A 26,638-nucleotide genomic window follows, 5' to 3' on the forward strand; every position below is an offset into this window, starting at 1 on the left:
GATGAGCACGGACACACCCGACGCGCCGGCTGAGAACGGGCCGGCCGAGGGCGCGCCCTCGCGCGCGGAGCTGGCTGCGCGCGTCGACGAGCTCGAGGACGCGCTCGCCGAGGCCACCGCCGAGGACGGCGGCAAGAAGATGAGCATCATCGCCACGAAGGGGACGCTGGACATGGCGTATCCGCCGCTCATCCTCGCCAGCACCGCGGCCGCGTTCGGCTACGAGGTGACCGTCTTCACTACCTTCTGGGGGCTCGACATGCTCCACGAGGAGCGGTCGAAGAGCCTCCAGCTCAGCTCCGTCGGGAACCCCAACATGCCCGTCCCCAACGCCGTCGCCGCGCTTCCCGGCATGGACCGCGTGACGACGAAGATGATGGAAAAGCGGATCACGGACAACGACACCGCCACGGTCGAGGAGCTCCTCGAGACGAGCCTCGAGATGGGCGTGGAGTTCCAGGCCTGTCAGATGACCATCGAGCTGATGGACTACGACGAGGACGACTTCTACGACGGCGTCACCACCGGCGTCGGCGCCGCGACCGCCATTCAGGACATGGCCGAGGCGGACATCCAACTCCTCGTCTAACCGCCGCCGCAGTCTACCTGGCGGTTCGTGATCGACGAAACCGACGCGTTCGGGGCTTCGTATACAGTATTGTGGGTTATATACACAAGTGTTTTATTAACACGGGCCGTACTTACTCGTAATACTATGCCAGACTCGTTGGCCAAACAGCTCCAGAGCGACATAGAGTGTGAGGGCTTACTGGAGTGTTTCCACGGTCTCAAGCCGTTGGACAGGCATTGTTTTGAGAGGCTTGTCGAGAGCGATGAGCCGTTGACAGTCGACGAGATCAGCGAGGCCGTCGACCGGGAGCGCTCGACCGCCTACCGCGCGATCCAGCGACTCCTTCAGGCAGGCCTCATCAGCGAAGAGCAGATCAACTACGACCAGGGTGGCTACTACCACGTCTACCAGCCAACCGATCCTGAGAAGATTTCGGGGGAGATGCAGCGAATGTTGAACGACTGGTACGCAAAAATGGGTCAACTCATTCAAGAGTTCGAAACAAAGTACAGTCAGTCCGAGGATTTTGCTCCCGCTGCCGAAAGCTAGCCCAGTTTTCACCGAGAATCGAAGAGGAAGCCTCGCGCTTCAGCGCGGAGAAGTTGTCAAGGACTCGTTAGACCCGCGCTTGGCGAGTTGCTTCTCACTAGACTACCGCTCATGGTAGTCGTCAGGGTGGCATTGATCCCGATGAGCGGACTACGGTCGCCAGGTTCATGATCGGACTTGCCGACTGGACCGTCGCGGTCGTCGCTGATTCGCTCACAGGGTTCTCAGCAATTGGCTCGCTATCTCTCAGTAAATAGTCCGCTTCGAAACTGGCCCCGAGGAGCAAGCGCAACGAGCGCAAACGTCTCAGTCCGAGTATCCACACAAAAGATCTTGAAACCCGCGGCCATCAGCGCCTCGGCGGCGTCATGGGCGCCGAATCGTTCGTCGGTCGGTGTGCCAGTCTCGCCGTCGCCGTCAGCCGACCAGTCGAAGACCACGAGCCGACCACCCGACCGAAGGACGCGAGCTAACTCGGCGACTGCGTTGTCGCTTGCGAGCTCATGGTACGTCATCGTCGAGAATGCGGTATCAAGCGCGCCGTCGGTAAGCGGCAGATCCGCTACGTCGCTCTCGACGAACTCGACAGTATCGGGCACCCCCTCCTCCCAGTGAAACTCGTGTATCTCCGCTTGGGGGTCGATTGCGTACACCGAACAGACGTGTGGCGCAACGTCGTCAATGTGAATCGCCTCGGGGTCAAGCCCCGAGGCTTCCCGTTTCCACGACATGACTTGCAGACACGGACTCAAAGTGAGTCGTGTCCGTAGCGGTCACAGTCTCCACGGGCGTGTCTTCGGGCCATCCCAGCCCTAATTCAGCAAAGCCTCTCTGTAAGACGTTCATCGCCGCATTCGCGTCCCTGTCTGTCTTAAATCCACACGACGGACAGGAGTGTTCCCTGACCCAGATGGGTTTCACTGTCTCCATACCGCACGACGCGCATTTTTTGCTCGTGCCTCGGGCTTCGACCTGCACGACGTGACTGCCGTACAATTCTGCTTTGTACTCGAGCAGGGTGATGAACTGTCGCCACGCCGCATCCTGCTTGTTTCGAGTGTTGTGCGACTGTTCAAGCATCCCCTTCACGTTCAGGTCTTCGACGAATACGGCGTCGTACTCGCGGACGAGCCATGTCGTTATCTTATGCTGGTAGTCCAGCACCTTCCGGCGAATTCGACGCTTGACTTTGGCAACTTCGACTCGTTGTTTCTCGTAGTTGTTCGACCCCTTCTCCTTCCGAGATAATTTACGCTGTTCGCGTCCGAGTCGCTCGTAGTCGTTTTCGAGGTCGAGCCAATCCACGGTTTTACCGTCGTTAGTGTGGATGTAGTTGAGTATTCCGAGGTCGATGCCGACGCTGTTGCTCGCGTCCAGCGATTCCACGTCGGGTTTCTCGGGGAGATCGGCGTCGTCGGTTTCGAGGCCGAAGGAGACGAACCACTCGCCAGTCGTCTCCTTCTTGAACGTGACCTCTTTGATGGTGGCGTGGTCAGGAATCGGGCGGTGGTAACGAATCTCAGTCGATCACATCGACAGCCGCGTAACCCCGTTTGATCACGGTGAACCAAACCGAACTAGCTGTGGAGCATCTTCGAACCGCTAGTGAGCATGATTTTCGGGATGGATCGCCGCTGTCGGCGGCGGACTGCCGCCGACGCGACGGCGTCGCCACTCACGACCGCTGTCCGGACCGGTGGACAGCTACCGGAAGAACCGGTCGTCAAGTGACTGGTTCGCTGGAACAGACCTACGCACACCAAGTGCTGTCCAAGCTGCGCGAAGCGTCATTTCGCAGAACTCCGTGAACGACCACTGCAAGAGGCGGCGCCCCCCGCGGCGGGGCGCCGCCACGTACTTCCAGTGGAGATATCGCCAGCTGTTCTGAAGCAGTAGGCTCACTACAAACATCATCAGCCGGAGCCCAGCGTCCTGAGAACTGGTGAAAGCGAGGCTCTGCTTAGCTAATCGGTAGCTCGACTCGATGCCGAAGCGCTTGCTGTAGTGTTCTCGGGCATCCCGTGGTGTGTCGATGAACGGCGCGTCAGCGGCGTAGCCGTGACGCGCCACCCCGTGTTCGTCGTATCGTCCCTGCTGGTAGACGCAGTCGATGAACACGGGGAACGTCACCTCACCGGCGAGATCGTGTTCGATCTCGCGGCTCCAGCCTCTGTTGAGTTCGTCTTGAATCGTCTCGCCCCACTTGACAATCGGCATGACGTAGGCGTAGTTGTGCTTGGACAGCAGTCCGAGGCAGGTACTGTTGTAGAATCCACGATCGAGGTAGACGGCCTTGACGCCGAGGTCAAGGCCGTCGAGCAGTTCGAGGAACTCAGCGAGGACATCGCTGGTGGTATCGCCAGCGACAAGCTGGCGAACCGCCAGCGTGTATCGTTTGTTGCGGACACGTACGTAGAGCGTCGCATAGGCGTGAAACGTCGTTGTTCCACGCTTGGCCTGTGAGGAGTACAGAGCCTCGGTTTCGTCCTCATCACCGTAGTAGGGATCGAGGTGGAGGTCTGCGCAGACCTCCACCGGTCGATCTGGAAGTGTCTCAAGCGTATCTCGCTGAAGCAGCGTGTCTCCAACCGATTCAACCGAATCCAGTTCAAACTGATCGGTGAGATGTCCACGGACGGTATTAGCGTGTGGTGAGTCGTCAGTCGTTTCGCAGACGTGATTGATCGAGGTCCCGCCGGCGCTGGCGCCGGCGAGGACCTCGTACAATGTCTCCGTAGAGACCTCAACGTCTTCTCCGAGATCTACCGAAAGCTCCTCTTCAAGACTGTTGACGACAAAATTAAGCAGGTGCTCTTCCTCTATCTCGCTGTCTGCTTCGGGTTGTTGCACATCTTCCCAAAGCAGACACTTCCTCTAACCCGATGTGATCGACTGAGCCTCATGACAGTCCAGATACTGTATATTTCTTTCCCCAGTACAATCCACGCACAATTTTGTGTGTCTAGAGACAGTCGATTTATTTCCTAGACAAGTCAGCACGATACGGCTATCCACCTACCGACCCACCCACCCCTTCAGTGGGCGGGAGCCTGCGCGACCCCTCCTTGTGGGGGGTCGCGCTCAATTCGGCCCGATGTTGAACTCTGACATCAAATCACTTTCATGTTTAATTAATTCTTTACGCAATGATTCGTTCAGTTCCAATAATTCCCGCCTTGCCCTTTCATACTCTTCTATGGCATCTAAGCAGTCATATGAAACATCTCGAGAAAACAGGTGGTAGTGTTCATTGTAGAAAGTTTTTAACTCCCCTTTATTACTCGGATTAGACCGCAAGTAGATAATATCGCAGGCTAAGATCTGCGATAATTTTTTGTATGCTATTTTTTCTTCCCACTCTTTTTTAGATAGATCAGTCGCCTCCAGAGCTATCTCTTTGAGTGTTGACTCTGTTTCAGAGAGATCTACAGCAATGGTATCCGCTTCCAGATCCTGTATGTCATATATACTTTGACACGCTCTTGTGTAGCACATTGTTGATTTCAGAGAGTTGCTTTGACGGCGTGTTTGAGCGCTTTTCGTCCGGGTTTGCGGTAGAGTTCTCGTCTGAGTTGGAACGCTCGGAGATACTGTGTGAGGCGATCTTTTGAGATGCCTCGATGCGGCGAGAGCCACCGTCGCGCCAGCGACGCGTGGCTCTCGCAGGTGTTCACGTGGACCGTCTCGTCGGCGTACTCACCGTCTCCGTGAACGACGTATTCGCGGTCGAATTGCTCGTCTTCAGTAAGCGGATCGTACGCACGAAATCCGTCTGTATAGACAGTGAGAGGCTCCTGCTGGCGGTCTGCCAGCAGGAGCCGGATCGTCGATTCGTCTGCGGATTTCGCCGGCACAACGTACCGTTGCTCGGTGCCACGATCCACGAGAACGAACACGGGCGGTTTGTCTTGATCATACGTTCCGCGCCCGCGTCGAGAGAGGCCGCGAGAGCGCGACCACTGGTCGCGCTCGCGGCCTTTCAAGCCGGCAGAGACGTAGAACTCGTCAATTTCAACCGGGCCGCGGAGATCGAGTGACGGCGCGTCGAGCGCTTCAGCGAAGCGCTCGACACGCCTGTGAATCGTTTTGTAGGCGACCTCGATTTCGCATTGTAACTGCCTGAGACTCGTGTTAAACCGCAAAAACGCGTAGATCGAAAACAGCCACTTGCGGAGTGCGATCTTCGAGTGAGCGAAGATCGTGCCGGTCTTGTCGTTGAACGTGCGGCCGCAATCCTTACAGAGATACCGCTGAAACTGCCCATAGCTGCCGTTTCTGACCGTTCGGTCAGAACGGCAGCGAGGACAGGAAACGCCGTCACGCCAGCGAACCTGCTGTAACAGGTCCGCTGCGACCGATTCCGACCCAAACACATCCAGCGGAATCATTCGTGTCGGACACCGCTGACGCGGTGTCCTTGTCCTCTTCGACTCCACAGCGACAGCTCAGCAGTATCAACAATCTCCTACAGAAGAGCGTACTTTGACAAATAGTGAACCAAGTTTTCCCAGAATCCTCTATCGAATCCCCTACCTCCTCTGTAGCCTCCTCAAGTCTCTGAACCTTTGTATTGTAGTTTTCTACTTTACTAGTGGCTTCTCCGCATCTCTCAGCAAATATACTATAATAAATTGGTTCTATTTCTGGAAGCTCTTTAGAGCCGTCCATCGTCAAATGGCTTTTTTTATTTTCTTTCGCAATTGGACGAAGAGGATCTGTGAGATCATAGTAGGCTTCGGTTCCGTGTGATCGGAAAGAAATTCTACACCCCTTTTTTAACTCATTCTGGTTATGGACCAACGTGGCAATAATTGGCTGAAGGATCTCTTCGACAGTCCCTCTAACCAATGGTTTTGATTGTTCTTTTTCAGCTCGCAAGATTGATCTTCGATTCTGTCTAACTGTTAATATTGTTGCTATAAAAAACAGCAAAGTTGCGATAGTGCCCGTTGAACTTATTATCAGATTGATTGTCTCTGATTCGATGTAATTGTAGTAATATCCGATGGATGTGATTGCCAATATACATAATATAGTAAATACAATTACGACACCAATTGGTAGGAGGTATTGAGCCCGACTATTATTTTTTGGAGGTAGAATCATCTGTCTTCTTCTAACCACCAGATCGAACTGTTGCCCGCTTTTTTCTTTTTAATTATTCCTCTACTTTCCAGTTTGGCCAGTCGCTTTCTGGCCCCTGTCAATGAGAATCCAATTTCGTTGGCGACTTCTTTCGTGGTCAAAACAGGTTCGGTTGCTGACTCAAATATATCGACTATTTCTGAATCGTCTACTACTTCATCTCTCCCTGCCATTACAATCCGTTCTTCTGCGTGGTTACTAATTATCATCGGAGAAATAGTTTTTTCACTAGAACTAGTTTCTCCGCCAGAACTAAATGGCAATGAGTTGTAGGGCCAAATAACGGTTGTCCCAGAATAGCGGACCTCGCTGCTGGAACAGCAGGTCCGCGTGGGCTTCCGTGAACCAGCCACGAAAGCCATGTCAGCAAACACGGCCGGGGGTATTCAATCCCCCCACGGCGGACGTGATCGCGCGACAACCAGCGGACCCGCTCGGCTTCAGTTTCAGTTCCGCTCCCCGTACAAGGATTTCTCCTTTTATATACCACCCCGTCGCCGTAAGGTGATGCCTCCAAAGGAAGTTGTCCGGATCGAAGATGACGCTGATCGGTGGCGGTTCCTCTGTCCCCGCGGCCACCGAACGTGGGAACCGACGAATCACCATTTCTGGTGTCAGCTTTGCGCGCGCCGCGACGACGCCGACGGCGTGTTCCACGAGCTGCGCGACCAGAAGACCGACGCCCTTCTCGAACGCGACCGGGTCCAGCTGCTCACGGACTCCGGACCGTACGATCACGACCTCGATGGGGGCGCGCGATGACCACCCTCTACTGCGCGGAGTGCCGGTCCCGGTTCGAACCGGATGATCGGCACGTCTGGATTCAAGGCGAGATTCGATCCGTCGACGATCGCAACCGGCTCGAAGACTTCGCGATGTGCCCGGACTGCTGGGCCGATCTCACGGACAACTGGGGTGAGCCGGTGTGAACAGTCGCTCCGCTCGCGACCTCTCTACCTGCCCGGTCTGTGATTCTCGGATCGAGCCCGAGCCGCCGGATGGGTTCACCCGGTACGCGCGGCAGGTCGCGGGCTACCTCGACCACTTCGCTGAGGCACACCCGGATCACCCGATCCTTGACGCCCCGGAGGGCTACCTGTGAGTCGGGACCGCTCGCGCGATCCCGGCGAACTCGCCCCGCGGGAGGCGGTGACCCGTTACCTTCGTCGACGGCGGTCCGACTCAACCGACGCCAGCGTCAAGTCGTGGAAGTACCGGCTGAAGTTGTTCGTCGAGTGGTGCGAAGGTATCGGTGTCGAGCGCGTCGGTGATCTCCGCGGGTACGACCTCGACGAGTATTACGAGCTGCGCAGCGGCGCCGTCGCACCGGCGACCCTCGAAGGGGAGATGTGGACGCTCCAGAAGTTCACCGAGTACCTGGAACAGATCGGCGCCGTCGACGGTCTCTCCGATTCGGTGCGCGTCCCCGACATCGACGCGTCCGAACGCGCGAACTCGGAGAGCCTGTCGACCGAGGCGGCGCTCTCGCTGCTCAACTACTACCGGGACTCCGACGTACATCGGGCAACCCGACAGCACACCTTCCTCGAACTCGCGTGGCACACCGGCGCGCGGCAGGGAGGCCTCCGCGCGCTCGACGTTCACGACGTGTACCCCAGCGAGGGGTACGTCGAGTTCCATCACCGCCCGGAGACGAGTACCCCGCTCAAGAACAAACAGCACGGGGAACGTGCGGTCGCGGTCCCTGATGAAACCGCGAGCGTTCTGCGCGAGTTCCTCGGGAACCGCTACGACGTTCGCGACGACCACGATCGGCAGCCCTACCTCGCGAGTCGGTACGGGCGGCCGACCGAGAACACGATCCGCACCTGGTCGTACGTCGCAACTCTCCCGTGTCTCCACTCGGACTGCCCGCACGGAAAGCAGCGGACCAGCTGCGATTACACCGAGTTCAAGCATGCGAGTAAGTGCCCGTCGTCTCGGTCTCCGCACCGGATTCGAACGGGCGCGGTGACGTGGATGCTCAACGCGGGGATTCCTCCCGAGGTCGTCGCGCAGCGCGTCAACGCTTCGGTCCAGACCATCCGCGATCACTACGATTGGGCGACCGAGTCCCAGCGGTGGTCTCGCTATCACGACCAGATGAACAGCCGTCGCGATCACCTCCAAAAACTCGACTTCGACCATGAAATTGATTTCAACACCCAGTAAGATGAATCGAGAAATAGACACTACCGAGCGGGCTGCTCAGAGCCCTAAGTCGCCGTCGTGCCGGCCCACTTCTCCCGCATTTCTGACCGACGAGCGACCGCGTTCGGGTGGCCGTAACCACGTCCCCACGAGCGAAGCGAGCGGGGGCACGTGGCGCGTAGCGCCACGGTGATTCAATATTCGTGCCGGCCCACTTCTCCCGCATTTCTGACCGACGAGCGACGGCACTCGGTTTCAGATGCACCGATTGAATAGGCCGCGGCGACAACCGATCAGCGATGCCAACCGAGACCGTCGCGGGCGTCGACTGGGCGGGCGGCGCGTGGCTCGCGGTCGTGTTCGACGGAGACAGCAAACCGGAGCCCCGCCTCGAACGCAACCTCGAAGCGCTATGGAACGACGGCGTTGACCGGATGCTGGTCGACGTACCGATCGGCCTCCCCGACGACGCGGCGACGCTGGCGAAACGCGAGGCCGTCGACTCAGCCGCGCGATCGGCCGCCGAGCGGCCGAGTAGCGTGTTCCCGGTCCCGTCGCGGGGTGCGTGCGAGGCCGCGAGAAACGGCGCGGACTACGAAACGGTGAGCGAGCGGAACAGAGCGGATCTCGACAAGGGACTCAGTCGGCAGTCGTATCACATCGCGCCGGCGGTCGGCGAGGTCGACGCGTTCCTCTGCGAAGACGAGGCGGCGCGCGACCGGGTGCTGGAGGCGCACCCGGAGGTGTGCTTCCGCGGACTCAACGGCAGCCCGCTCGAACGCTCGAAGACCACGGCACCGGGCGTCGGCGAGCGGCTCGACGCCCTTGACGGGCACCTCGCCGGCCCGGGCGCTGCGCTCGGGCGGATCTGTCGAGGGCTCACGGACGCACCCGCCGCCGTCGCTGACGCCGCGGATCCCACCGTCGACGACGCCGTCGACGCGCTCGGGCTTGCGGTCGTCGCCCGCCGTCCGGTCGACGAACTCCGGTTCCTGCCGGACGGGGCAGAATATCGCGACGGCGAGGGGATCCCGATGCGGATGGCGTACTGGAGCGCGGCGCGGTTGGCGTGAGTCGCTTCCCTCTCGGCTCCGACGCAGTCCTCCCGTTGGTAAGGTTCAAGGCCCTCTGTCACCCGCTACGACACGAATGAAACTCTTCTCCTCGCGGGCGGACCGCCGGCGGGGGATCGCGGCCGCGGTCGGCGTCGCGGTCCTCGCGGTCGGGCTCTACGTCTTCGTGACCCGCTATTTCGGGTTTATCACCGACGCCAAGGCCCTCCGGACGTGGCTCGACCAGTTCGGCATCTTCGCCCCCATCGTGTTCATCGGGATCCAGGCCCTCCAGGTCGTCGTCGCGCCGATACCGGGACAGGTCGTCGCCCTCGTCGCGGGCTACCTCTTCGGCTCGTTCTGGGGTACCGTGTACAGCCTCACCGGCGTGCTCATCGGCAGTGCGGTGGCCTTCTCGCTCTCCAAACGCTACGGCCGCTCCTTCGTCGAGAACGTCATCCACGAGGACGTGATCGACCGGTTCGACGGGTTCGTCGACACGGTCGGCATCCCCGGGCTGTTCGCGTTCGTCATCATTCCCGGGCTCCCCGACGACGCCATCTGCTTTCTGAGCGGGCTCACCAAGTGGTCGCTCCCCACCTTCATCGGCGTCATCGCCGTCGGGCGCCTCCCGGCGTACGTGTTGACGGTGTACGCGGGCGGTGAGCTCGCGAGCGGGCGGTTCCTCTCCGCAATGGCGCTCGTCGCGATCGTCGTGGCGGCGTCCGCGATCGGTTACTACAAGCAGGAGGCGGTCCGCGACCTCGTCGAGCGCGTCGAGCCGCGACTCCCGTTCTGAGGCTCGAACTGGCGCGGCGGGTTAGCCCCACGTCCACTGCGAGTCGAGGACGAACCGGTACAGCCCGCTGATGAGGATCGCGGGCACGTTCGCGACGAGCGCGGTCATCCCGCCCCACTCGACGAGCGCGTAGAGCACGCCGATCTGGATCGGCCACGCGGTCCCGCGAACCAGGTTCGTCTTGAGCAGTCCGCCGAGGTACTCGGTCGGGCCGGTGTTCTGACTCGCGCGAAACGTCCACGCGTTGTTGAGGACGTACGAGAGGATGATCGTGATCTCGATGGCGATCGTCGCGGCGATGAGGTAGTTCAGTCCGGCGACGTTGTCGAACAGCCACAGCAGGCCCATCTGTATCCCCGCGGTGAGCGCGCCGACGACCACGAACCGGCGCATTTGAACCGCGAGCGGTCCGCTCGCGAGGTTGCGCAGGACCGATCGAATCATCACTTATACCCGAGCGCTTCGAGGCGAGCTTCGAGGTCTTCGTCGACCTCCTCCTCGCCGCGCTCGGCCGCGGCCGCTTCCGCCGCGGCGCCGCGTTCGCGGAGCAGCTCCGCATGGGCGTCGATGACCGGCGCGAACCGGTCGATAACCGCCTGTTCCTCCTCGTTCGGGTCGACCGCGAGGTTCTCCTGTTGGGTCGGATCCGAGGGGCGGTGGTACAGCTCCCGCTCGTCGGCGTCGACGTTCTCGATGTACGTCCAGTCGTCGTCGCGCGCGCTGATGAACAGGTCGCCGTCGGACAGCGACCGCGGGATCGGCTGCTGGGTCACCTCTTCGCCGCGGACAGTCACCGAGACGACGGGGTCGTCTGGGACGTCCGGCCCGTCGGCATCGGCCTCGCCGCTGGTTTCCGATTGGGCGTCGTCACGGTCGCTCGTTGCGGACGGAGCGTCGTCGCCGCCCAGCGCCGGCACGAGCGACTCGCCGTGCCACTCGGGCGCGGGGTCGACGCCGAGGAGGTCGGCGACCGTGGGCGGAATGGCGTCGAGCCCGACGTGGCCGTCGACGCGGCCGCCGTCGAGTCCGGGGACGTCGGCCAAGAAGGGGACGTGGATCAGCTCGTCGTACAGCTTCGGGTAGTGGGCGAGGTGGCCGTGTTCCTGGAACTCCTCGCCGTGGTCGCCGGCGAGCAGCACCGCGGTGTCGTCGGCGACGCCCGCCTCGTCCAGGCTGTCGAGCAGACGGCCGATGCTGGCGTCGACCTGCCGCACCGTCGCCTGGTACAGCGTCCGGAGCTCGCGGAGGGTCCGCTCGCCGACTTCGAGGCCGAGACTCGTCCGAGCGTGGGCGTGGAGCATCTGGTGGGTGCCGACGATGCCGTCCGACACCTCGCGGATGTACCGGGGCGCGGGGACGTACGGGGTGTGCGTGTCCATGTAGTGGACCCACAGGAAGAACGGCTCGTCCGTGTCGTCGACGAACCCGGTCGCCGCGTCCTCGACGTCGAACATGCGCGAGGCGTCGAGGAACGGGCGGTCGTCGCTCTCGCCGCGGAACTTCGAGCCGAGCCGGCGGATCGGCGAGGACGCGAGCTGGATCCACGCCTCGACGGTCGGGTGGGCGGCGAGGTAGCGACTGTATCGGCTGGAGCCGACGCTCGTGACGAACGGCTCGAACTCGTCGAACCCGTCGGGGTACCCCCAGTGGTCGGTGAGGAAGCCGTTCGCGGCGTTGAACCCGCCGGTCGCGATCCCGGCGTCGGAGAGCACCTCGGCGAGCGTCACCGACTCGTCGACGCCGATGTCGCCCGACCGAGCGAACACGGGCTCGGACGCGAGGATCGAGGGGAACGAGAAGGGGGTCCAGTTGCCCGTCGCGAACGCGCGGTCGAACACGGTTCCGCCGTTTGCGAGCCCGTCGATGACGGGCGAGCGGCGCTCCGCGTCGTACGGGGAGACGGCGTCCGCGCGCAGCGAGTCTACCGTGACGAGGACGACGTTCGAGACGGTCGCGTCGTCGCTCGACGCGTCCGCGTCCGCGGCTGAATGGGTCGACGAATCGGATGTCATAGGGTACGGTGCGAACCCCCGCAGAGCGCCCGCACCGCGGATGGACTTCGGGAGTCGCGGATATACCCGGAGTGGCGGTTGCCAGCCGTTTGAGGATTTCGATCCCCCGCATCCACGTGCGAGCGTACCTATTTGGCGGTGCCGACGCACGGGATCGGTATGGAGGACGCGCCCACCGGCCGGCCGATCGACGAGGCGGCGCTGCCGGAACCGGTTCCCGACGACGAGATCCCGGAGTCGGTTCCGGGTCGGTCCCGCGCTATTGAGGCGAACGGCGTGCCGCTCCACGTCGTCGAGGCCGGTCCCGAGGACGGGAAGCTCCTGGTCCTGCTCCACGGCTTCCCGGAGTTCTGGTACGGCTGGCACGAGGCGATCGCGCCGCTCGCGAACGCGGGCTACCGCGTCGTCGTCCCCGACCAGCGGGGCTACAACTGCTCCGCGAAGCCGTCGGCGGTGCGCGACTACCGGATCGACGAACTCGCGCGCGACGTCGTCGGGCTGATCGACGCGTACGACCGCGAGACGGCCGCGGTCGCCGGCCACGACTGGGGCGCCGCGGTGGCGTGGTGGCTCGCGCTCAGTCACGAGGACCGCGTCTCGGAGCTGGTCGCGGTCAACGTCCCGCACCCGACCGTCTTCGAGCGCGCGCTGCGCAGCTCGTGGGACCAGCGGCTCAAGAGCTGGTATATGCTCGCGTTCCAGCTTCCGAAGCTGCCCGAGGCGGTCGCGAGCGCCGGGAACTGGCGGCTCGCGACGAACGCGTTACGCGACACGAGCGAGCCCGGCACCTTCACCGACGAGGACCTGCGGCGGTACCGCCGGGCGTGGGACCGCGACGGCGCGTTCGAGGCGATGGTGAACTGGTACCGCGCGATCGTCCGCGATCACCCCGAACCGCCGAAAACGGAGGTGACCGTCCCGACGCTGGTGATATGGGGCGGCAGAGACCGGTTCCTCGCGCGCCGGCTGGCCAACGAGAGCGTCGACCGCTGTACCGACGGGCGGCTGCTCGCGATCGACGACGCGACGCACTGGGTCGTTCACGAACACCCGCACCGCGTTGCCGAGGCGATCGCGGACCACGCAGACCCGCTGCCGCCGGGCGCGCGCGAGTGAGCCGGCGGGTCGAATCCGGCGGCTTCGAATTCGGCCGGTTCGAATACTGTCCTCACCGCGCCGCCACAAAGATCATATCTGCCCTCGTCCAAAGGACAGATATGAGCAAACACTTCGAAGACGCACGGTACTACCTCGGTCGAGCGGCGGAACACGCGAAGGCGGGCGTCGTCGAGGAGTTAGAGCCGGTCGAAGCTCGGGTGAAGGAGCTCGTCGGGCGCGAGGACGAGGAGCCGGAGCCCTCGCGGCTGGACAAGCTCCAGGCGGACCTGAAGGAACTGGAAGAGCGCGCCGAAGGTGAGGCCCGCGAGGCGGTCGCGTCCGCCCGGAAGCGTGTCGCCGAGTACCGCGGCAAAGACACCGCCGCGGAGTAATCACGCCACGGACTCCTTATCGAATCGGCGGCCCCGGCGCGGCGGCTGCGTCGCGGCCGACTCGTTTCTCCGCGGGTAACACCGCGTACTCGATGCCCCTCTCGGCGTCGACGTCGGTCGCGCGGTAGTGGCGGATCGGGTGGCGGATCCACGACGGCTCCCAGTGGGCGTACACGTCCGTCGTCGAGCGGTCGGCGCCGGCGTACAGCGCGAGGTGGAGCTGGTGGTCGCTCGCGAGCGCGCCTTCGGGGTACCGGACCCAGCTCGCGACGGTCGTCTCCGGGGGCGTCTCGTAGTCGCGGTACTTGAGCGAGGAGACGAGGTTGCGGACGAACCCGAGCCGGTGGAGCTGCGCCTCGACGATCGGGTAGGGCTCGTGGAGCGTGAACGCGTACTGCTCACGGGGCGTCTCGCGCTCGGCGTAGAGGCCGACGAGCGACAGCGGCGCGTGGAGGAGGCTCGCGACGCCCTGGCGGAAGCGTTCGAGGAAGCGGAGTTCGTGGGTCACGGGGGCGATCCGGGCGGGTGCGGCATGAACGATTCGGCGGAAGGTAACTCTTAAGTCCGGAGGTCGGATACCTCGACACGAGCGGGTTGGTGGTCTAGCCAGGTTATGACGGCTCCTTCACACGGAGCAGGTCGGCGGTTCGAATCCGCCCCAACCCACTTAGTTGGCGTTTCTTCCCGGAAGACACTATCCCTTCGCAATCATGCGTTTTCGAGGTCACCCTGTGTCCGTCCCCGGTGGAACGATGGACGTGGAGGTTGATTCCGTGTGCCAGCACCTCCGCGTCGCAATTACTCACGGAGCACTTGACGGTACGCTCATCATTCCGATGACGCTCGCGGTCGGTCATAGGTCCTCACCCCGGTAGCAGCTGAAGCAGGGGAGAATATCGCTCGTCGGTCCCGGACACCACTCTGTATCATCCAGACAGGGACTGGAACCTCTTCCGGCGGAGTCCGCTGACACGGTTCCTCCGTCCGTCTGGAGGACATCAGCCGCGGTCATCCACGCGGTGTCTTTACTCGATGAGGTCGCCGATGGGGATTCGGGAACCGTGGCGGCGCGGAGAACTTTATAGCAGGATTAAGAAAATGGTGAACTGTCTCAATGACGGCTACGAGTGAATCAAGACGACGTTATTCCAGTCTATCGTCTTCGGTGGAATGCGATGTGCCAACTTGCGCGATAAATCCAAAGTCTACTTTCCATCTGCCCGAACCGTTTTGAGGTCCAGAATGTACTGTCGCAAGGCCATATCCGTCAAGATAGATCCCATCAAACGATTCCGCTCGCGCATACCAGCTATTGGAGGAGAAATTTGACTTTGAGCAAGTCGCTATAAATTTCTCCCCGTTTTTTGTAATTCCTTTTACTTCCGTGAGATCACTATCATCTGGATGACGATAGAAACCGAACCTGCCCGGGATCTGGTAGTAAACGCTATCAGAATGAGGATACTCGGACAAGGTCGGTATATCGATATCTTGTCTCGAATCTTCTACAAGTTTCTTAAGCGCATCAATATTCTTATCATGAATCTCATTAGTTTCTTCTTCCAGTGATTTAGCTTTACTTGAGGCAGTTAGTATTTGGAGTGCTGCTCCAATTGAGGCAACCCAACCTTTTGTAGACTTTTCTTCAGTAGAGATTTTCTCACCAATAAGGTCAGAATACATTTGTTTCATTTTGTCTTCTGACCGATAAGTTTTCTTCAGTAGAGATTTTCTCACCAATAAGGTCAGAATACATTTGTTTCATTTTGTCTTCTGACCGATAAGGTAGGTATGCTTGCGTGGTTGTCATCGATATAATTAACAAAGCGTTACAATTTATACATTATTGATTTTATCTCTCCTGAGCCACTTCAATTTTCTGTTTGTGTGGTGATAATATACACAGAAACCGTGTTGGTTGGTGAACTCGTTGAACCGCTTTAGGGCGTAGCGGTTGTTGCGGAGGTTGAGACGGACACTTCGGCTTCGCGTTCTTCGAGGAAGCTTTCGATGGCTGCTTCCGGAGACATCTTGCGTGACATGGTTCATGGTGAACCGAGTCACGGGGGGTGGATGGACGAGGTTCGGTGATTGCTTGGGCAGTTTTCATCGAGTTCCTTATGTGCTGTGTGGTGCCGCCGGACAGCGATGAAATCGCCCGAATTCGGCAGGGTGGTGCGTTCAAATTCGCCCCAAATAATACGTTCTCTTACATTTGTGAAGTAGACAATCCCCGCGCAGTCGTGCGATTTTGGGATGGATCTACATCCGGTCATAGTCGATCGGCGTGTTCGGGGTCCGTCACCTCCCGCGATTACGACAAAGTAAAATCGCCGGATACGTAAAGCGACGAAGGTGTTACTCCTCGCTTTCGTAGGGATCACCGACCGCAGAGGGCGTCTGTGTGGACCCCCAGACGGTGAGCACGAGAATCACACCGGCGTACGGGAACAGATTGACGAGCCGGTTGGGAACGTTGATACCGACCGTCTGTAGCTGGATCTGAAGCATATCTAATCCGCCGAACACGAGTGCCGCGACGCCTGCCCCAATGGGGTTGTAGTTCCCGAACAGGTAGGCAACGATACCGATCCAGCCGCGGCCACCAACCATCGTCTCGCCGGTCCCGGTGAACGATCCCGCTTGCGCGAGCAACACCGCACCGCCCAGGCCGGCCATCACGCCCGAGAATATCACTGCGGCGTACCGAACGCGCCGGACATCGATGCCGGCGGTGTCGAGCGCCTCCGGATTCTCGCCGGCCGCCTGGATCCAATACCCGTATTTCGTATCGTTGAGGAACTTCCACGCGGCGACGGCCAAGACGGCAGTGACCATCACCAGCGGCGACGTGTCAAAGAAGATCGGACCAAGCACCGGAATATCCGCGAGCACCGGCACGGTCAGATCGTTGATGCTCTCGAGGCTCGGGCTGTTTCGGCTCTCCCAGACGAGGACCGCCATGAACGGACCGAATCCGAGACCGATGAACCAGAGCGCCAGCCCCGCGACGATCTGGTCCGCTTCGTACCGGATCAGCAGGATGGCAAACAGGACAGCGAACACCAGACTGACCAGTACCGAAGCGAGGATCGCCAGCCAGACGTCGCTCTGGCCGGGGGATCCCCCGCTGATGATCCACATCATCGTCGCCGCGGTCGCCGCCCCGAAGATCATGAACCCCTCAACGCCGATATTGAAGACGCCACTTTTCTCTGCGTACAGCCCACCGATCGCCGTTAGTGCGATCGGGGTCGCAGCCTGAAGCGAGCGCTCCACGAATCCGATCGTGACGATTTCCCAGAACGGCAGGTCCATCGCTACTGCCGCTATCGCCGCTCCAGCGACGAGAACGGCGACACCCGCAATTCCGATTCTATTTCCCTTCGCGAATTTGGCGACGTTCATCGTTGTTCACCCCCGAGACCGGTCCGCACGGCAGCCATGCGGAACAGCTCCGGCACGGCGACGAAGAGAATGACGAGTCCGATGACGCCGTCGATGAGCTGTACGGGAACGTCGGTGTAGATGCCGATGTGCGACCCGGCGGACTCGAGCCCGCCGAACAGTAAGCCGGCCGGAACGATGCCGAGCGGATTGTTCGCGGCGAGCAGGCTCACAGCGATCGCGTCGAACCCGTACGTTCCGATACCGCTCGGGTCGGTGTAGTAGCCCTGAATCATAATTGCGAAGACCGCCCCGGCGATTCCCGCCACCATCCCGGAGAGAGTCATCGTCAGAACGACCGTCCGCTTGGCGCTGACGCCCGAGTACGTCGCCGCCGATTCCTGATGGCCGCTCGTTACCATGTCGTACCCGAATCGGCTGCGTTCCATCACGACGTAGATGACCGCGACGGTTGCGAGCGCGATGGCTAACCCGACGACCGAGAATCCGGAACTGTCGAACACGATGCTGGGAAAGGAGACGTACTCCGGAATCCGCTCCGTGTTCGGTGCCGCGTTCCCCGCACCGCGAAACGGGTTCTGGACCAACCACCCGACGACGCCGGTCGCGATGAAGTTCAGCATAATCGTGGTGATTATCACGTTCGCGTCCGCGTAGGCCTTCAGCGCGCCGGGTAACGCACCGTACACGCCACCCGCGAACGTTCCCGCAGCGAACCCGATCAGAATCAGTCCGACGCCGCCGGCGGTCCCTTCCGGTAACAACGGTGCGGTCCAGATGATCGACATGATGGTCGCGATACCGCCAACGACGAACTGCCCCTGGACGCCGATATTGAACACACCGGCTCGGAACGCGACCGCGACCGCGACGCCGGTCAGGATGAACAGCGTCGAGAACCGCAGCGTTCGGGCGATAGCCGACACGCCGCCGACCGCGCCGTTGATCAGGCTGACAAGAAACTGAACCGGGTCGTAGCCGGCCGCCGCGACGATGGTAATGCCGATCAGCAGCGCCAACGCCGTCGAGGCGGTCGCGATCGCTAACCGTTCGAGGACCGAGGCGCGCAGCATCTGTCTCGCCGCCCGATCGGCGACATCGCGGAGGCGCCCCGACGAGCCGCTCACGACAGACCACCTCCGCTGGGTATGCTGTCGCCATCGTCGGCGCCGGCGTCGTGGCCAGCCATCAGCATTCCGAGCTCCTCTTCGGTCGTTTCCACCGGGTCAACCGCACCCACGAATTCGCCCTCGTACATCACCACGATCCGGTCGGAGAGCTTCTGAATCTCGTCGAGCTTCGAGGAAACGACGAGGATCGCCATCCCCGCCTCACGCAGTTCCAGTAACCGATCGTGGATGAACTCGATCGAACCGATATCGACCCCTCGCGTCGGGTGAGACGCGATCATCACGTCCGGATCGTGTTCGATCTCACGCCCGACGATGAACTTCTGCTGGTTCCCGCCTGACAACGACTTCGCTTCGGAGCGTTCGTTCGGCGGCTGTACGTCGTACTCCTGGATGATATCACCTGCGTGGTCGTGGACGGTCTCCCAGTCGATCATCCCGTTGTCGACGAACGGGTCGATGGTCTGGTTCCCGAGGAGTGCGTTCCGAACGAGGGTGTAGTCCTGTACGAGCCCCTCAGTCGTCCGGTCTTCCGGGATATACGCGATACCGGCATCGATACGCTGCCGGCGGTTCGTGTCGGTGATGTCCTCGCCGTTCAACCGTACGGACCCGGACTCGATGTCACGGAGCCCCGTCAACGCTTCGACCAACTCGGTCTGACCGTTCCCCTGAACGCCGGCGACGCCGAGGATTTCCCCTTCCTGGACGGTGAGGTCGACGTCGCTGACCTGTTCGAGGCCCCGGCTCCCCTGTACGCGGAGCTGCTCGACGTCGAGCACGGAGTCGCCTTTGGGTGACTCCCGAGGCGGGCGATCGAACTGAATCTCTCGGCCGACCATCATCCGCGCGAGCTCCTCTTCCGACGTGTCACCGGCGTCGACCGTCCCGATGGCCGCTCCGTCTCGCAGCACGGTGATCTCGTCGGCCGCGCCGAGCGCTTCACCCAACTTATGCGTGATAAATATGAGCGAGTGGCCGGCGTCCGCGAGTTCCGCCATCAAGTCGAGCAGATCTCTGATCTCTTGTGGGGTGAGAACCGCAGTCGGCTCGTCGAGGATGAGGATATCCGCACCGCGATAGAGGCTTTTCACGATCTCGACGCGCTGGCGGGCACCCAGGTCGAGATCTCGAATCTTGGTGTCGAGAAACTTGTCGACGTGGAAGTCGTAGCGGGAGCAGATATCTTCGATATCCTCCCGGGCGGTCTCGGTATCGACGAAACCGTTATCGCTCGGTTCGTGACCTAGGATGATGTTCTGTAGCACGGTCATCGTGTCTACGAGCTGGAAATGCTGGTGGATCATGCCAACGCCCGCATCCATCGCGTCCCGAGGCGAGTCGAACGTTTTCGGCTCCCCGTCGATGTGGATCGTCCCCGCGTTCTTCTCGTAGAGCCCGTAGAGGACGCTCATCAGCGTCGTCTTGCCGGAACCGTTCTCACCGAGAAGGGCGTGTATCGACCCCTTCTCTAACGAGAAATCGACGTCGTCGTTCGCCACGACATCGCCGAATCGTTTCGTGATACCCTCCATGCGAACGGCGGGTTGTGTCTCCTTAGCTGTCATTGTCGTTCGTGGGTGCCGTGATCATAAATGCCAACGAGAAACCGCGAGAGCCTCAGTTACAGCCGGAGGCGGTACACGGAACCTCGATGTCGCCGCTCGTGATTCCGTCCTTCGCGTCCTGAATGTTCTGCGACACGACGTCGGGCATCTCGCCGTCGAACGCCTGCCCGATCACGAGGTCGACGCCCTCCTCGTCGAGACCGAGCGTGTTCGCGCCCGTGACGCTCTCGAAGTCGTCCTCAGCGACGGCCGAAGCGACCTCCTGGGTCCCCTCGTTGATGTACTTGACCGCAGAGCCGATGATGACGTCCTGGAACTCCTCCAGGGTCACGGACTGGTCCGCGTCGACGCCGATCGCGAAGCGTTCGTTCTCCTGGGCGGACTCGAAGACGCCCTGTCCGGCCGCCGCCGCGGCGTGGAAGATGATGTCCGCGCCGTTGTCGTACTGGGAGGACGCGATGCTGGCGGCGGTGTCCGTGTCGCTGTAATCGCCGATGTACCCGACGTCGACGGTGACGTCGGAGTTGACCCACTCCGCGCCGGCGATGTACGACCGCTCGAAGGCGTTGATAAGCGATCCGTCGACGCCGCCCACGAAGCCGATGTGGGCGTTGCTCGGATCGTTCGAGTTGCCTTCGTGGGAGAGCTCCTCGGTGGTCATCGTCCCGCCCAAGACGCCCGCGAGGTAGGACATCTCGTGGTTGGCCCACGTGTACCCGGCCACGTTGGGCTCATCGACGTGCGCGTTGATGAGCATCCAGTTCTGGTCGGGGTACTCCGCGGCGTTCTGCGTGAGGGCCTCGGTGTGGTTGTACGAGACCAGCACGATGAGGTCGTAGTCGCCGCTCTCGGCGAGGTTCGACTGCGTCGACTGGTAGTTCGACTGCTCGGTCTCCTCGACCTGATTGATCTCGATGTCGTACTCCTCCTGTGCGGCTTCGAGCCCGTCGACCGCCAAGTCGTTGAACGCGTTGTCGTCGAACCCGGCGGGACTCGAGACGATCGCGATGTTCGTCGTCGATTCGGATCCCCCGTCGCCGCCGTCACCGCCGTCGCCCCCGTCTCCGCCGCCGAGACAACCGGAGAGAGCCGTTCCGGCAACGAGGGTCCCCCCCGTCGCGAGCATGGACCGGCGGCCGATCACGGCGCTCCCCTCAGTCTCTTCGGATCCTTCAGTATTTTTTGTGTTAGACATCACACTCCCGGAGTCGACGCTTCTACATTAAAAAAGTATTTATTATCACATGTTAGTTTTTGAAAATATTCACCGAGAAGACAGAAATGGATGAGTTTTTGGTCGCTATGTGATCCGGAACCGGTTCCCGGCAAGGCGTTCGAGGAGGCATGGACGGGCGACGGCCGGGACGTTCCTCGACCGGGACGAGCTGGCAGAGACGCACTGACACCTGATCGAGCGGGACCGACTGACTCCTCGTCGAGCGGGACCGACTCACACCTGATCGAGCGAAACGTCCGCGGCAGGCAGCCGTTCGAGGTCCACGTAACGTACAGGCCGGTTCCCCGGAGTAAACCGCTGAAAACGAGACCGGTGACGTCGCCCCTCAGAGCTCCACGTCGCTCGCCGACTCGACCTCGAACCGGGTGATCTCGGGCTCGCCCGCGAGCAGGTCGGGCAGTGCGGCCGCGAACTCCTGGAAGTGGTCCGTCTGCGAGTGCGCCTCGAAGGCGGCCTCGTCCTCGTACCGCTCGAAGAACCGGATCACGTTGGGGTCGTCGACGTCCGTCGTCGGTCGGTACTCGATCATCCCGGGCTCGGCCCGGGACTTCTCCGCGAGGTCGGCGATCAGGTCGAGCGCCTCGTCGCGCTTTTCGGAGTCGATCGGAAAGGCGGCGTGTAGGACTATCATCGCGTCCCCTTCATCGCCGCCGAAGAATAAGTCCGTGGCGCGTCGCGAGGGCGGTCACTCAGCGCTCGCTCCGAACCGAGACTGTCTCCTGTTCGAACGACTCCTCGTCGTCGCGCCAGCGCCACGACCCGACGAACGGGTAGCCGTCGAGCGCGCAGATGACGTACGAACGGTCCGGCCACGTCGCCCGCGCGGCGTCCGTCTCGCTCGGGTGCGTCGGGCCGGTCGGATGCGAGTGGTAGAAGCCGACGACGTCGAGGCCCGCGTCCTCGATCGTCTCGATCAGTTCGAGCTGCTCCGCCGGATCGATCAGGTAGCGGATCTCGGGCGTCTCCGCGGCGTTCCCCGCGGCGTGCGTCTCCGTGACGATGCTCCGGTCGCCGTCGGTGCCGCGTTCGCCGGCAAGCACGCCACAGACCTCGGTCTCCCCGCCCTCGTACGCCCGGGAGACGATGTCGTCGTACGCCGCCCGCGTGAACTCGATCATACCCGACGATGGCCCGACGTCCGGATAAGTCCGTTCCGCCCGGGAACCGAGACGAGGCGTCGGATGCACCGACAGTCGCTGGAGACAGGGAGGGACGATATAACAGAGCACGAGTGCGAGCCGGCGGGCGGACAGAGCCGCTCAGAACGTGATTATCTCGTAGTCGTCGTCGACGAGCGAGCGGATGCTCGGGTGGCCGTCGTACTCCGCGAGAGTGGCCAGCCCGGAGTCGGCGACGGCGTCGGCGACGTCGAACGCGCTCGAACAGTACTCACAGACCGCCGCGTCGTCGCGGACCGCCTGATAGAGCTCATGGTAGTCGCTCTCCTCGTCTTTGAGCTCCGGGATCCACTGCGTCCCGGCGCCGTCGAAGATCAGTTCCAGCTCGTCTCCCTCGGTCTCCGCGAACTCCTTCGCCGCTTCGAGGGCGTTCGCGAGGCGGCCGTAGTCGGCGTGCGATTCGTTGCCGGCGAGAATCACGATTGCTGCTTTTGCCATCGTATTCCCTTATAAATCGGACTCGTACAAAACCCGTCCGCGGCTGTGTGTTCGGATCGTCGGACCGGCGCTCGACCCGGACGCCGGCGGACCGGCGCTCGACCCGGACGCCGTCGGACCATCATTTTCGCGCGAGCCTGCCCTCACCAGTCCCGCGACACCGGCGACTCGCTCGCGTCGACGTTCTCCAGCAGCCACGCCGCGGCGTCGTCGAGCGCCTCGTCGTCGGTCGCGGTCACCTTCAGCCGGTTGTGGTCGGCCTCGCGGTCGGGGTAGCAGCCGACGGCGACGTCGAATCGGTCCATCGCCTCCTCCAAGGCGGCGATGATGTTCGACTCCGGCTCGACGGTGTAGAGGAACTTCGAGCGCCGGTCGCCCGCGAACTCGTCGGCGACCGTCTCGAACGTTGCCTTCAGCTCGTCGGGGATGCCGGGCAGGACGTACGTGTTCTCGACGACGCAGCCCGGCGCGAGCCCCGCTTCGGTCACCAGGGGCCGACTCCCCTCGGGGACCGACGCCTCCGCCCCGACGTCGACATCGAACTCGCGGTCGGGGACTCGCTCGCGGATCGCGGCCAGCCGCTGCTCGACCGACTCGCGCGTGAGGTCGGTCGGGGCCATCTCGCGGTCGAAGGCGTCCGCGACCGCCTCCATCGTCACGTCGTCGGGGGTGCTGCCGATCCCGCCGGTGACGATCACGGCGTCGAAGTCGGCGGCGTACTCCCGGACCCGCGCCGCGATCTCGGCCCTGTCGTCCGGGATCGAGAGGATCCGCGCCACGGCGACGCCGCGCTCGCTCAACTCGGCAGCGAGCCAGTTCGCGTTCGTGTTCACCGTGTCGCCCGAGAGCAGTTCGTCCCCGACCGTGATCAGCGCGACCTCCATCGGCGCGTCGTAGGTGCGGCCGACGGATACGTTTCCCGCCGCGTTCGACCCGAATAATAATGAGGGACCGCGGCCTCGGTCGGGAGGTGACACGCGACACCACGCGCCGCGCGGTCCTCGCGAGCGTCCTCGCCGCCGGGAGCGCCGGGCTGGCGGCGAGCGAAGCCGCCGACCTCCTCGACTCGTTCGCCCCGTTGTCGGGCGAGGCGTGGGACGCGGCCGACAGGTCCCTCCCCGAGACCGTCGAGAGCCCGCACGGGGCGGCGACGGTCGCCCGCGACGAGTTCGGCGTTCCCCAGATCGAGGCGGACGCGGAGCCCGCGGCGTACTTCGCGGTCGGCTACTGTCAGGCGTTCGACCGGCTGTTCGCGATGGACCTCCAGCGCCGCGTCATGCGCGGGCGGCTCTCCGAGGTGATCGGCGAGGCGACGCTCGACAGCGACGAGTTCAACGTCGCGATGGGGTTCGCCGACGCCGCGGAAGCGACCTGGGAGGTCGTCGCCGAGACCCGCGCCGGCCCCCTCGTCGAGGCGTTCGCGGACGGCGTCAACGCGGCGATGGACGACCTCCCGCTCCCGCTGGAGTTCGAGCTGATCGGCTACGACCCCGAGCCGTGGACCCCCGTCGACTCGATGCTGATGGAGAAGCAGATATCGTGGACGCTCACCGGGAGCTTCAGCGAACTGCGGCGCGCGCTCGTCGCTGACCGCCTCGGCGCGGAGCGCGCGGAAACCCTGTTCCCGAAGCGGTACGACCACGACTACCCGATCCTCGACGGGACGGAGACGCGGCTCGGCGAGGCGGATGTCGCCGCGCGACGGCAGAACGCGGATGCCGGTGAGGGTGCCGACCCCGTCGACCCCGCCCTGACCGACTGGCTCTCGGGCTTCGAGTCGCCGACGGGCGTCGGCTCGAACAGCTGGGTCGTCTCCGGCGAGCACACCGAGAGCGGAACGCCGATCGTCGCGTACGACCCGCACCTCTCCCTCCAAGCGCCGCCGCTGTGGTACGAGCAGTCGGTCGAGACGCCCGAGCGGTCGGTTCGCGGGGCGACGTTCTCCGGCGTCCCGTTCGTCATCGCGGGCGCGAACGACCGCGGCGCCTGGTCGTTCACCAACCTCGGCGCCGACGTGCTCGACTGCTATCGGTACGAGATCGACGACGCGGGCGACCGCTACCGCTACGACGGCGAGTCGCGCGACTTCGAGGTCGACGAGCGTGAGACGATCCCGGTCGCGGGCGGCGAGGACCGCGAGCTCCGCGTGCGCCGCACCGTCCACGGCCCCCTGATCGAGCGCGAGGGGCGGACGGTCGGCGTCGCGTGGACCGGCCACACCGCGACGCGCACCACGGCCGCGATCGAGGCCTACGGGCGCAGCGAGGGGATCGACGACCTGCTGGCGGCGACCCGGGACTTCGACCTGCCGACGCAGAACCTCGTGTACGCAGACGCGGACGGCCGGACGCTCTACTTCGCGACCGGCCGGCTTCCGATCCGCCGTATCGACGGCGAAGTCGTCGACGGCGACCGGATCTTCGACGGCTCCGCGGGCGAGGGGGACTGGGCGGGGTTCGAGCCGTTCGGCGAGTCCTCGTGGGAGGGGTTCGTCCCCTTCGCGGAGAAGCCGCACGCGATCGATCCCGACGTCCTCTCGACGGCGAACCAGCGCCCGATCGACGACCCGATCCACTACGTCGGCGTCGACTACGCGGCGCCGTACCGCGGCGCGCGGATCGCCGACCGGCTGGCCGAGGCGGCCGGCGGGGGCGGGGAGGGCGACTCCGGCGACGAAGGGTCGACCGACCCCGACTTCCACCGCGCGCTCCAGAACGACGTGCGCGACGGCCGCGCGGCCGAGCTCGTCCCCGAACTGGTCGAGGCGGTCCGCGACCGGCACGGCTTCGATCCGCCGGTCATCGACGCCGCCAACGACCTCGACGAGTGGGACTACCGGATGCGACGCGACTCCCGCGCCGCGCTGGTGTTTGCGCGCTACCTCCCGAAGTTCCGCGAGCGCGTCTTCGGCCCCGCCTTCTCCGACGCCGACCTCGGCGAGGAGTACTACCCGAGCGACTGGACGCTCGCGCGGCTCCCCGACGACGACCCGCTGTTCGACGGGCGCTCCCGGGGCGACCTCGCGGTCGCCGCCCTCCGCGACGCGCTCGACGAGATCGGCGCGGCCGGCTCGGAGGACTGGGACCGGTACGGCGACTACAACACCACCCGCGCGATGAGTCACCCGCTGGGCGGCGAGGCGCCGTTCCTGAACTACGAGGAGCTGCCCGCGGACGGCTCGCCCGCGACCGTGAAGAACTACCGCGTCGAGTCCGCGGTCGGGTCGAGCTGGCGGATGGCCGTGCGGCCGGGGACCGACGCGACCGCGGTCCTCCCGGGTGGGAACTCCGGCGACTACTTCTCGGAGCACTACGACGACCAGCTCCGGCGCTGGCTCGACAACGACCAGCGCCCGATGCCGCTCGGGGCCGGCGGCGACCCGGTAGTCCGATTCGAGCCGTCGACGGAGGGGTCGCAATGAGCGACGCGCCCGAATCGACCGGGGGTTCGGAGTCGACTGGGCCTTCGGAGTCGGCTGGGCCTTCGGAGTCGGCTGAGCCTTCGGAGTCGGCTGGGCCTTCGGAGTCGGCTGAGCCTTCGGAGTCGGCTGAGCCTTCGGAGTCGACCGCGCCCTCGGAGTCGCCCTCGCTCCGCGAGCGCGTCAGGACCGAGCGAGGCCCGCACGCTTTCGCGGTGGTCGCCGCGCTCGTCGCCGGCGTCGGGCTCGCGTCGGTCCACTGGCTCGGGCTGATCGCCGCGGGGGCGCTCGCGTCGCTCGCGGCGCCGACGATGCGGCGGGGGGCGGGCTACGCGTTCGGCGCCGGCGTGGTCTGTCTCGCCGCGTTCGCGCTCTCGCTCGGTCCGTCGGCCGGTGCGGTGCCGGAGATGCTCCCAATCGTCTACGTCACGGTCGGCGCGGGGCTGGGGCTGCCGCTGTTCGGGTCGCTGGCGCGGGCCGTGGTGGCGTGAG

General features: G+C 63.0%; 29 protein-coding genes, 1 tRNA gene and 2 pseudogenes. 13 read left to right on the forward strand and 19 right to left on the reverse strand.

Annotation, left to right across the window (positions count from 1 at the left end):
• The first annotated feature begins 1 nt into the window (after position 1).
• Entirely contained in the window at positions 2-589 is a 588-nt protein-coding gene (locus tag ACOZ35_RS06690; RefSeq protein ID WP_267664937.1) for a DsrE/DsrF/DrsH-like family protein, read from the forward strand.
• 126 nt (positions 590-715) lie between these two features.
• The gene (locus ACOZ35_RS06695) at positions 716-1,120 is read left to right on the forward strand and encodes a helix-turn-helix domain-containing protein (RefSeq protein WP_267664935.1); all 405 of its coding nucleotides are present in this window, start codon (positions 716-718) and stop codon (positions 1,118-1,120) included.
• 239 nt (positions 1,121-1,359) lie between these two features.
• On the opposite strand, the gene ACOZ35_RS06700 is transcribed toward ACOZ35_RS06695, so the two are convergent.
• From ACOZ35_RS06700 to ACOZ35_RS06730, 7 genes and pseudogenes are all read right to left on the reverse strand, one after another.
• The gene (locus tag ACOZ35_RS06700; RefSeq protein WP_424015632.1) at positions 1,360-1,851 is read right to left on the reverse strand and encodes a class I SAM-dependent methyltransferase; all 492 of its coding nucleotides are present in this window, start codon (positions 1,849-1,851) and stop codon (positions 1,360-1,362) included.
• Positions 1,820-2,641 (reverse strand): annotated as a pseudogene (locus ACOZ35_RS06705) (RNA-guided endonuclease InsQ/TnpB family protein); the annotation flags it as partial. The gene ACOZ35_RS06700 and the pseudogene ACOZ35_RS06705, both read right to left, overlap by 32 nt.
• Positions 2,642-2,824: 183 nt before the next feature.
• A complete protein-coding gene (locus ACOZ35_RS06710) occupies positions 2,825-3,970 on the reverse strand; it encodes an ISH3 family transposase (RefSeq protein ID WP_424013255.1) in 1,146 nt (381 codons plus the stop codon).
• A 231-nt stretch (positions 3,971-4,201) separates the two neighbouring features.
• The gene (locus tag ACOZ35_RS06715; protein WP_424015633.1) at positions 4,202-4,615 is read right to left on the reverse strand and encodes a hypothetical protein; all 414 of its coding nucleotides are present in this window, start codon (positions 4,613-4,615) and stop codon (positions 4,202-4,204) included.
• A gap of 8 nt (positions 4,616-4,623) precedes the next feature.
• Complete coding sequence (locus ACOZ35_RS06720) at positions 4,624-5,508, reverse strand: IS1595 family transposase (RefSeq protein WP_424013737.1); 885 nt, start codon at positions 5,506-5,508, stop codon at positions 4,624-4,626.
• A complete protein-coding gene (locus ACOZ35_RS06725; RefSeq protein WP_424015634.1) occupies positions 5,438-6,244 on the reverse strand; it encodes a hypothetical protein in 807 nt (268 codons plus the stop codon). Before ACOZ35_RS06725 ends, ACOZ35_RS06720 begins: the two co-directional genes overlap by 71 nt.
• Entirely contained in the window at positions 6,223-6,438 is a 216-nt protein-coding gene (locus ACOZ35_RS06730; RefSeq protein WP_424015635.1) for a winged helix-turn-helix transcriptional regulator, read from the reverse strand. The genes ACOZ35_RS06725 and ACOZ35_RS06730 overlap by 22 nt, the downstream gene beginning before the upstream one ends.
• Positions 6,439-6,772: 334 nt before the next feature.
• On the opposite strand from ACOZ35_RS06730, the gene ACOZ35_RS06735 reads away from it, so the two are divergent.
• The 6 genes from ACOZ35_RS06735 (at position 6,773) to ACOZ35_RS06760 (ending at position 10,267) form a co-directional block, all read left to right on the forward strand.
• Complete coding sequence (locus ACOZ35_RS06735) at positions 6,773-7,027, forward strand: hypothetical protein (RefSeq protein WP_137704443.1); 255 nt, start codon at positions 6,773-6,775, stop codon at positions 7,025-7,027.
• The gene (locus tag ACOZ35_RS06740) at positions 7,024-7,194 is read left to right on the forward strand and encodes a hypothetical protein (protein ID WP_424015636.1); all 171 of its coding nucleotides are present in this window, start codon (positions 7,024-7,026) and stop codon (positions 7,192-7,194) included. Before ACOZ35_RS06735 ends, ACOZ35_RS06740 begins: the two co-directional genes overlap by 4 nt.
• Positions 7,191-7,367 carry a hypothetical protein gene (locus tag ACOZ35_RS06745; RefSeq protein ID WP_424015637.1) on the forward strand — a complete coding sequence of 59 codons (177 nt, stop codon included), beginning with the start codon at positions 7,191-7,193 and terminating at the stop codon, positions 7,365-7,367. Before ACOZ35_RS06740 ends, ACOZ35_RS06745 begins: the two co-directional genes overlap by 4 nt.
• Positions 7,364-8,437: a tyrosine-type recombinase/integrase gene (locus tag ACOZ35_RS06750; RefSeq protein WP_424015638.1), complete on the forward strand. Its 1,074-nt coding sequence runs from the start codon at positions 7,364-7,366 to the stop codon at positions 8,435-8,437. The genes ACOZ35_RS06745 and ACOZ35_RS06750 overlap by 4 nt, the downstream gene beginning before the upstream one ends.
• A 278-nt stretch (positions 8,438-8,715) precedes the next feature.
• The gene (locus ACOZ35_RS06755; protein ID WP_424015639.1) at positions 8,716-9,489 is read left to right on the forward strand and encodes a DUF429 domain-containing protein; all 774 of its coding nucleotides are present in this window, start codon (positions 8,716-8,718) and stop codon (positions 9,487-9,489) included.
• Between the two features lie 76 nt (positions 9,490-9,565).
• A complete protein-coding gene (locus ACOZ35_RS06760) occupies positions 9,566-10,267 on the forward strand; it encodes a TVP38/TMEM64 family protein (protein WP_424015640.1) in 702 nt (233 codons plus the stop codon).
• 21 nt (positions 10,268-10,288) lie between these two features.
• On the opposite strand, the gene ACOZ35_RS06765 is transcribed toward ACOZ35_RS06760, so the two are convergent.
• Both ACOZ35_RS06765 and ACOZ35_RS06770 read right to left on the reverse strand, forming a co-directional pair.
• Positions 10,289-10,711, reverse strand: a complete 423-nt coding sequence (locus tag ACOZ35_RS06765) for a GtrA family protein (RefSeq protein WP_424015641.1) — start codon at positions 10,709-10,711, stop codon at positions 10,289-10,291.
• Positions 10,711-12,279, reverse strand: a complete 1,569-nt coding sequence (locus tag ACOZ35_RS06770) for a sulfatase-like hydrolase/transferase (RefSeq protein ID WP_424015642.1) — start codon at positions 12,277-12,279, stop codon at positions 10,711-10,713. Before ACOZ35_RS06770 ends, ACOZ35_RS06765 begins: the two co-directional genes overlap by 1 nt.
• A gap of 159 nt (positions 12,280-12,438) precedes the next feature.
• On the opposite strand from ACOZ35_RS06770, the gene ACOZ35_RS06775 reads away from it, so the two are divergent.
• Entirely contained in the window at positions 12,439-13,395 is a 957-nt protein-coding gene (locus ACOZ35_RS06775) for an alpha/beta fold hydrolase (protein ID WP_424015643.1), read from the forward strand.
• Positions 13,396-13,496: 101 nt separating this feature from the next.
• Positions 13,497-13,769 carry a DUF7553 family protein gene (locus tag ACOZ35_RS06780; protein WP_424015644.1) on the forward strand — a complete coding sequence of 91 codons (273 nt, stop codon included), beginning with the start codon at positions 13,497-13,499 and terminating at the stop codon, positions 13,767-13,769.
• Positions 13,770-13,785: 16 nt separating this feature from the next.
• Here the strand turns inward: ACOZ35_RS06780 and ACOZ35_RS06785 are convergent, their stop codons facing one another.
• A complete protein-coding gene (locus tag ACOZ35_RS06785) occupies positions 13,786-14,277 on the reverse strand; it encodes a hypothetical protein (protein WP_424015645.1) in 492 nt (163 codons plus the stop codon).
• Positions 14,278-14,360: 83 nt separating this feature from the next.
• On the opposite strand from ACOZ35_RS06785, the gene ACOZ35_RS06790 reads away from it, so the two are divergent.
• Positions 14,361-14,435: transfer RNA gene (locus ACOZ35_RS06790), tRNA-Val, on the forward strand.
• Between the two features lie 477 nt (positions 14,436-14,912).
• Here ACOZ35_RS06790 and ACOZ35_RS06795 read toward each other — a convergent pair.
• The 9 genes from ACOZ35_RS06795 to ACOZ35_RS06835 form a co-directional block, all read right to left on the reverse strand.
• Positions 14,913-15,452 (reverse strand): hypothetical protein, encoded by a 540-nt coding sequence (locus ACOZ35_RS06795; RefSeq protein WP_424015646.1) that lies wholly within the window; start codon positions 15,450-15,452, stop codon positions 14,913-14,915.
• A 675-nt stretch (positions 15,453-16,127) separates the two neighbouring features.
• On the reverse strand, positions 16,128-17,177 hold the full coding sequence (locus ACOZ35_RS06800) for an ABC transporter permease (RefSeq protein WP_424015647.1): 1,050 nt from the start codon (positions 17,175-17,177) through the stop codon (positions 16,128-16,130).
• Positions 17,174-18,250 carry an ABC transporter permease gene (locus tag ACOZ35_RS06805; protein ID WP_424016043.1) on the reverse strand — a complete coding sequence of 359 codons (1,077 nt, stop codon included), beginning with the start codon at positions 18,248-18,250 and terminating at the stop codon, positions 17,174-17,176. The genes ACOZ35_RS06800 and ACOZ35_RS06805 overlap by 4 nt, the downstream gene beginning before the upstream one ends.
• A gap of 50 nt (positions 18,251-18,300) precedes the next feature.
• Positions 18,301-19,842: an ABC transporter ATP-binding protein gene (locus ACOZ35_RS06810; protein WP_424016044.1), complete on the reverse strand. Its 1,542-nt coding sequence runs from the start codon at positions 19,840-19,842 to the stop codon at positions 18,301-18,303.
• Positions 19,843-19,927: 85 nt separating this feature from the next.
• Positions 19,928-21,001, reverse strand: a complete 1,074-nt coding sequence (locus ACOZ35_RS06815; protein WP_424016045.1) for a BMP family lipoprotein — start codon at positions 20,999-21,001, stop codon at positions 19,928-19,930.
• A gap of 436 nt (positions 21,002-21,437) precedes the next feature.
• The gene (locus ACOZ35_RS06820) at positions 21,438-21,743 is read right to left on the reverse strand and encodes a putative quinol monooxygenase (protein WP_424015648.1); all 306 of its coding nucleotides are present in this window, start codon (positions 21,741-21,743) and stop codon (positions 21,438-21,440) included.
• Between the two features lie 58 nt (positions 21,744-21,801).
• Positions 21,802-22,230 (reverse strand): desampylase, encoded by a 429-nt coding sequence (locus ACOZ35_RS06825; RefSeq protein WP_424015649.1) that lies wholly within the window; start codon positions 22,228-22,230, stop codon positions 21,802-21,804.
• A gap of 141 nt (positions 22,231-22,371) precedes the next feature.
• Positions 22,372-22,728, reverse strand: a complete 357-nt coding sequence (locus ACOZ35_RS06830; protein WP_424015650.1) for a DsrE family protein — start codon at positions 22,726-22,728, stop codon at positions 22,372-22,374.
• A 143-nt stretch (positions 22,729-22,871) separates the two neighbouring features.
• Positions 22,872-23,612, reverse strand: coding sequence for a competence/damage-inducible protein A (locus ACOZ35_RS06835; protein WP_424015651.1), 741 nt, complete (start codon positions 23,610-23,612; stop codon positions 22,872-22,874).
• A gap of 86 nt (positions 23,613-23,698) precedes the next feature.
• Between ACOZ35_RS06835 and ACOZ35_RS06840 the strand changes: the two genes are divergently transcribed.
• Together ACOZ35_RS06840 and ACOZ35_RS06845 are read left to right on the forward strand one after the other, a co-directional pair.
• Positions 23,699-26,149 (forward strand): penicillin acylase family protein, encoded by a 2,451-nt coding sequence (locus ACOZ35_RS06840; protein ID WP_424015652.1) that lies wholly within the window; start codon positions 23,699-23,701, stop codon positions 26,147-26,149.
• A gap of 107 nt (positions 26,150-26,256) precedes the next feature.
• A pseudogene (locus ACOZ35_RS06845) lies at positions 26,257-26,637 on the forward strand (hypothetical protein); the annotation flags it as partial.
• Position 26,638 lies beyond the last annotated feature (1 nt).

Origin of the sequence: Halorubrum xinjiangense, from assembly GCF_049604745.1 — an archaeon.
Taxonomy (GTDB): Archaea; Halobacteriota; Halobacteria; order Halobacteriales; family Haloferacaceae; genus Halorubrum; species Halorubrum xinjiangense_A.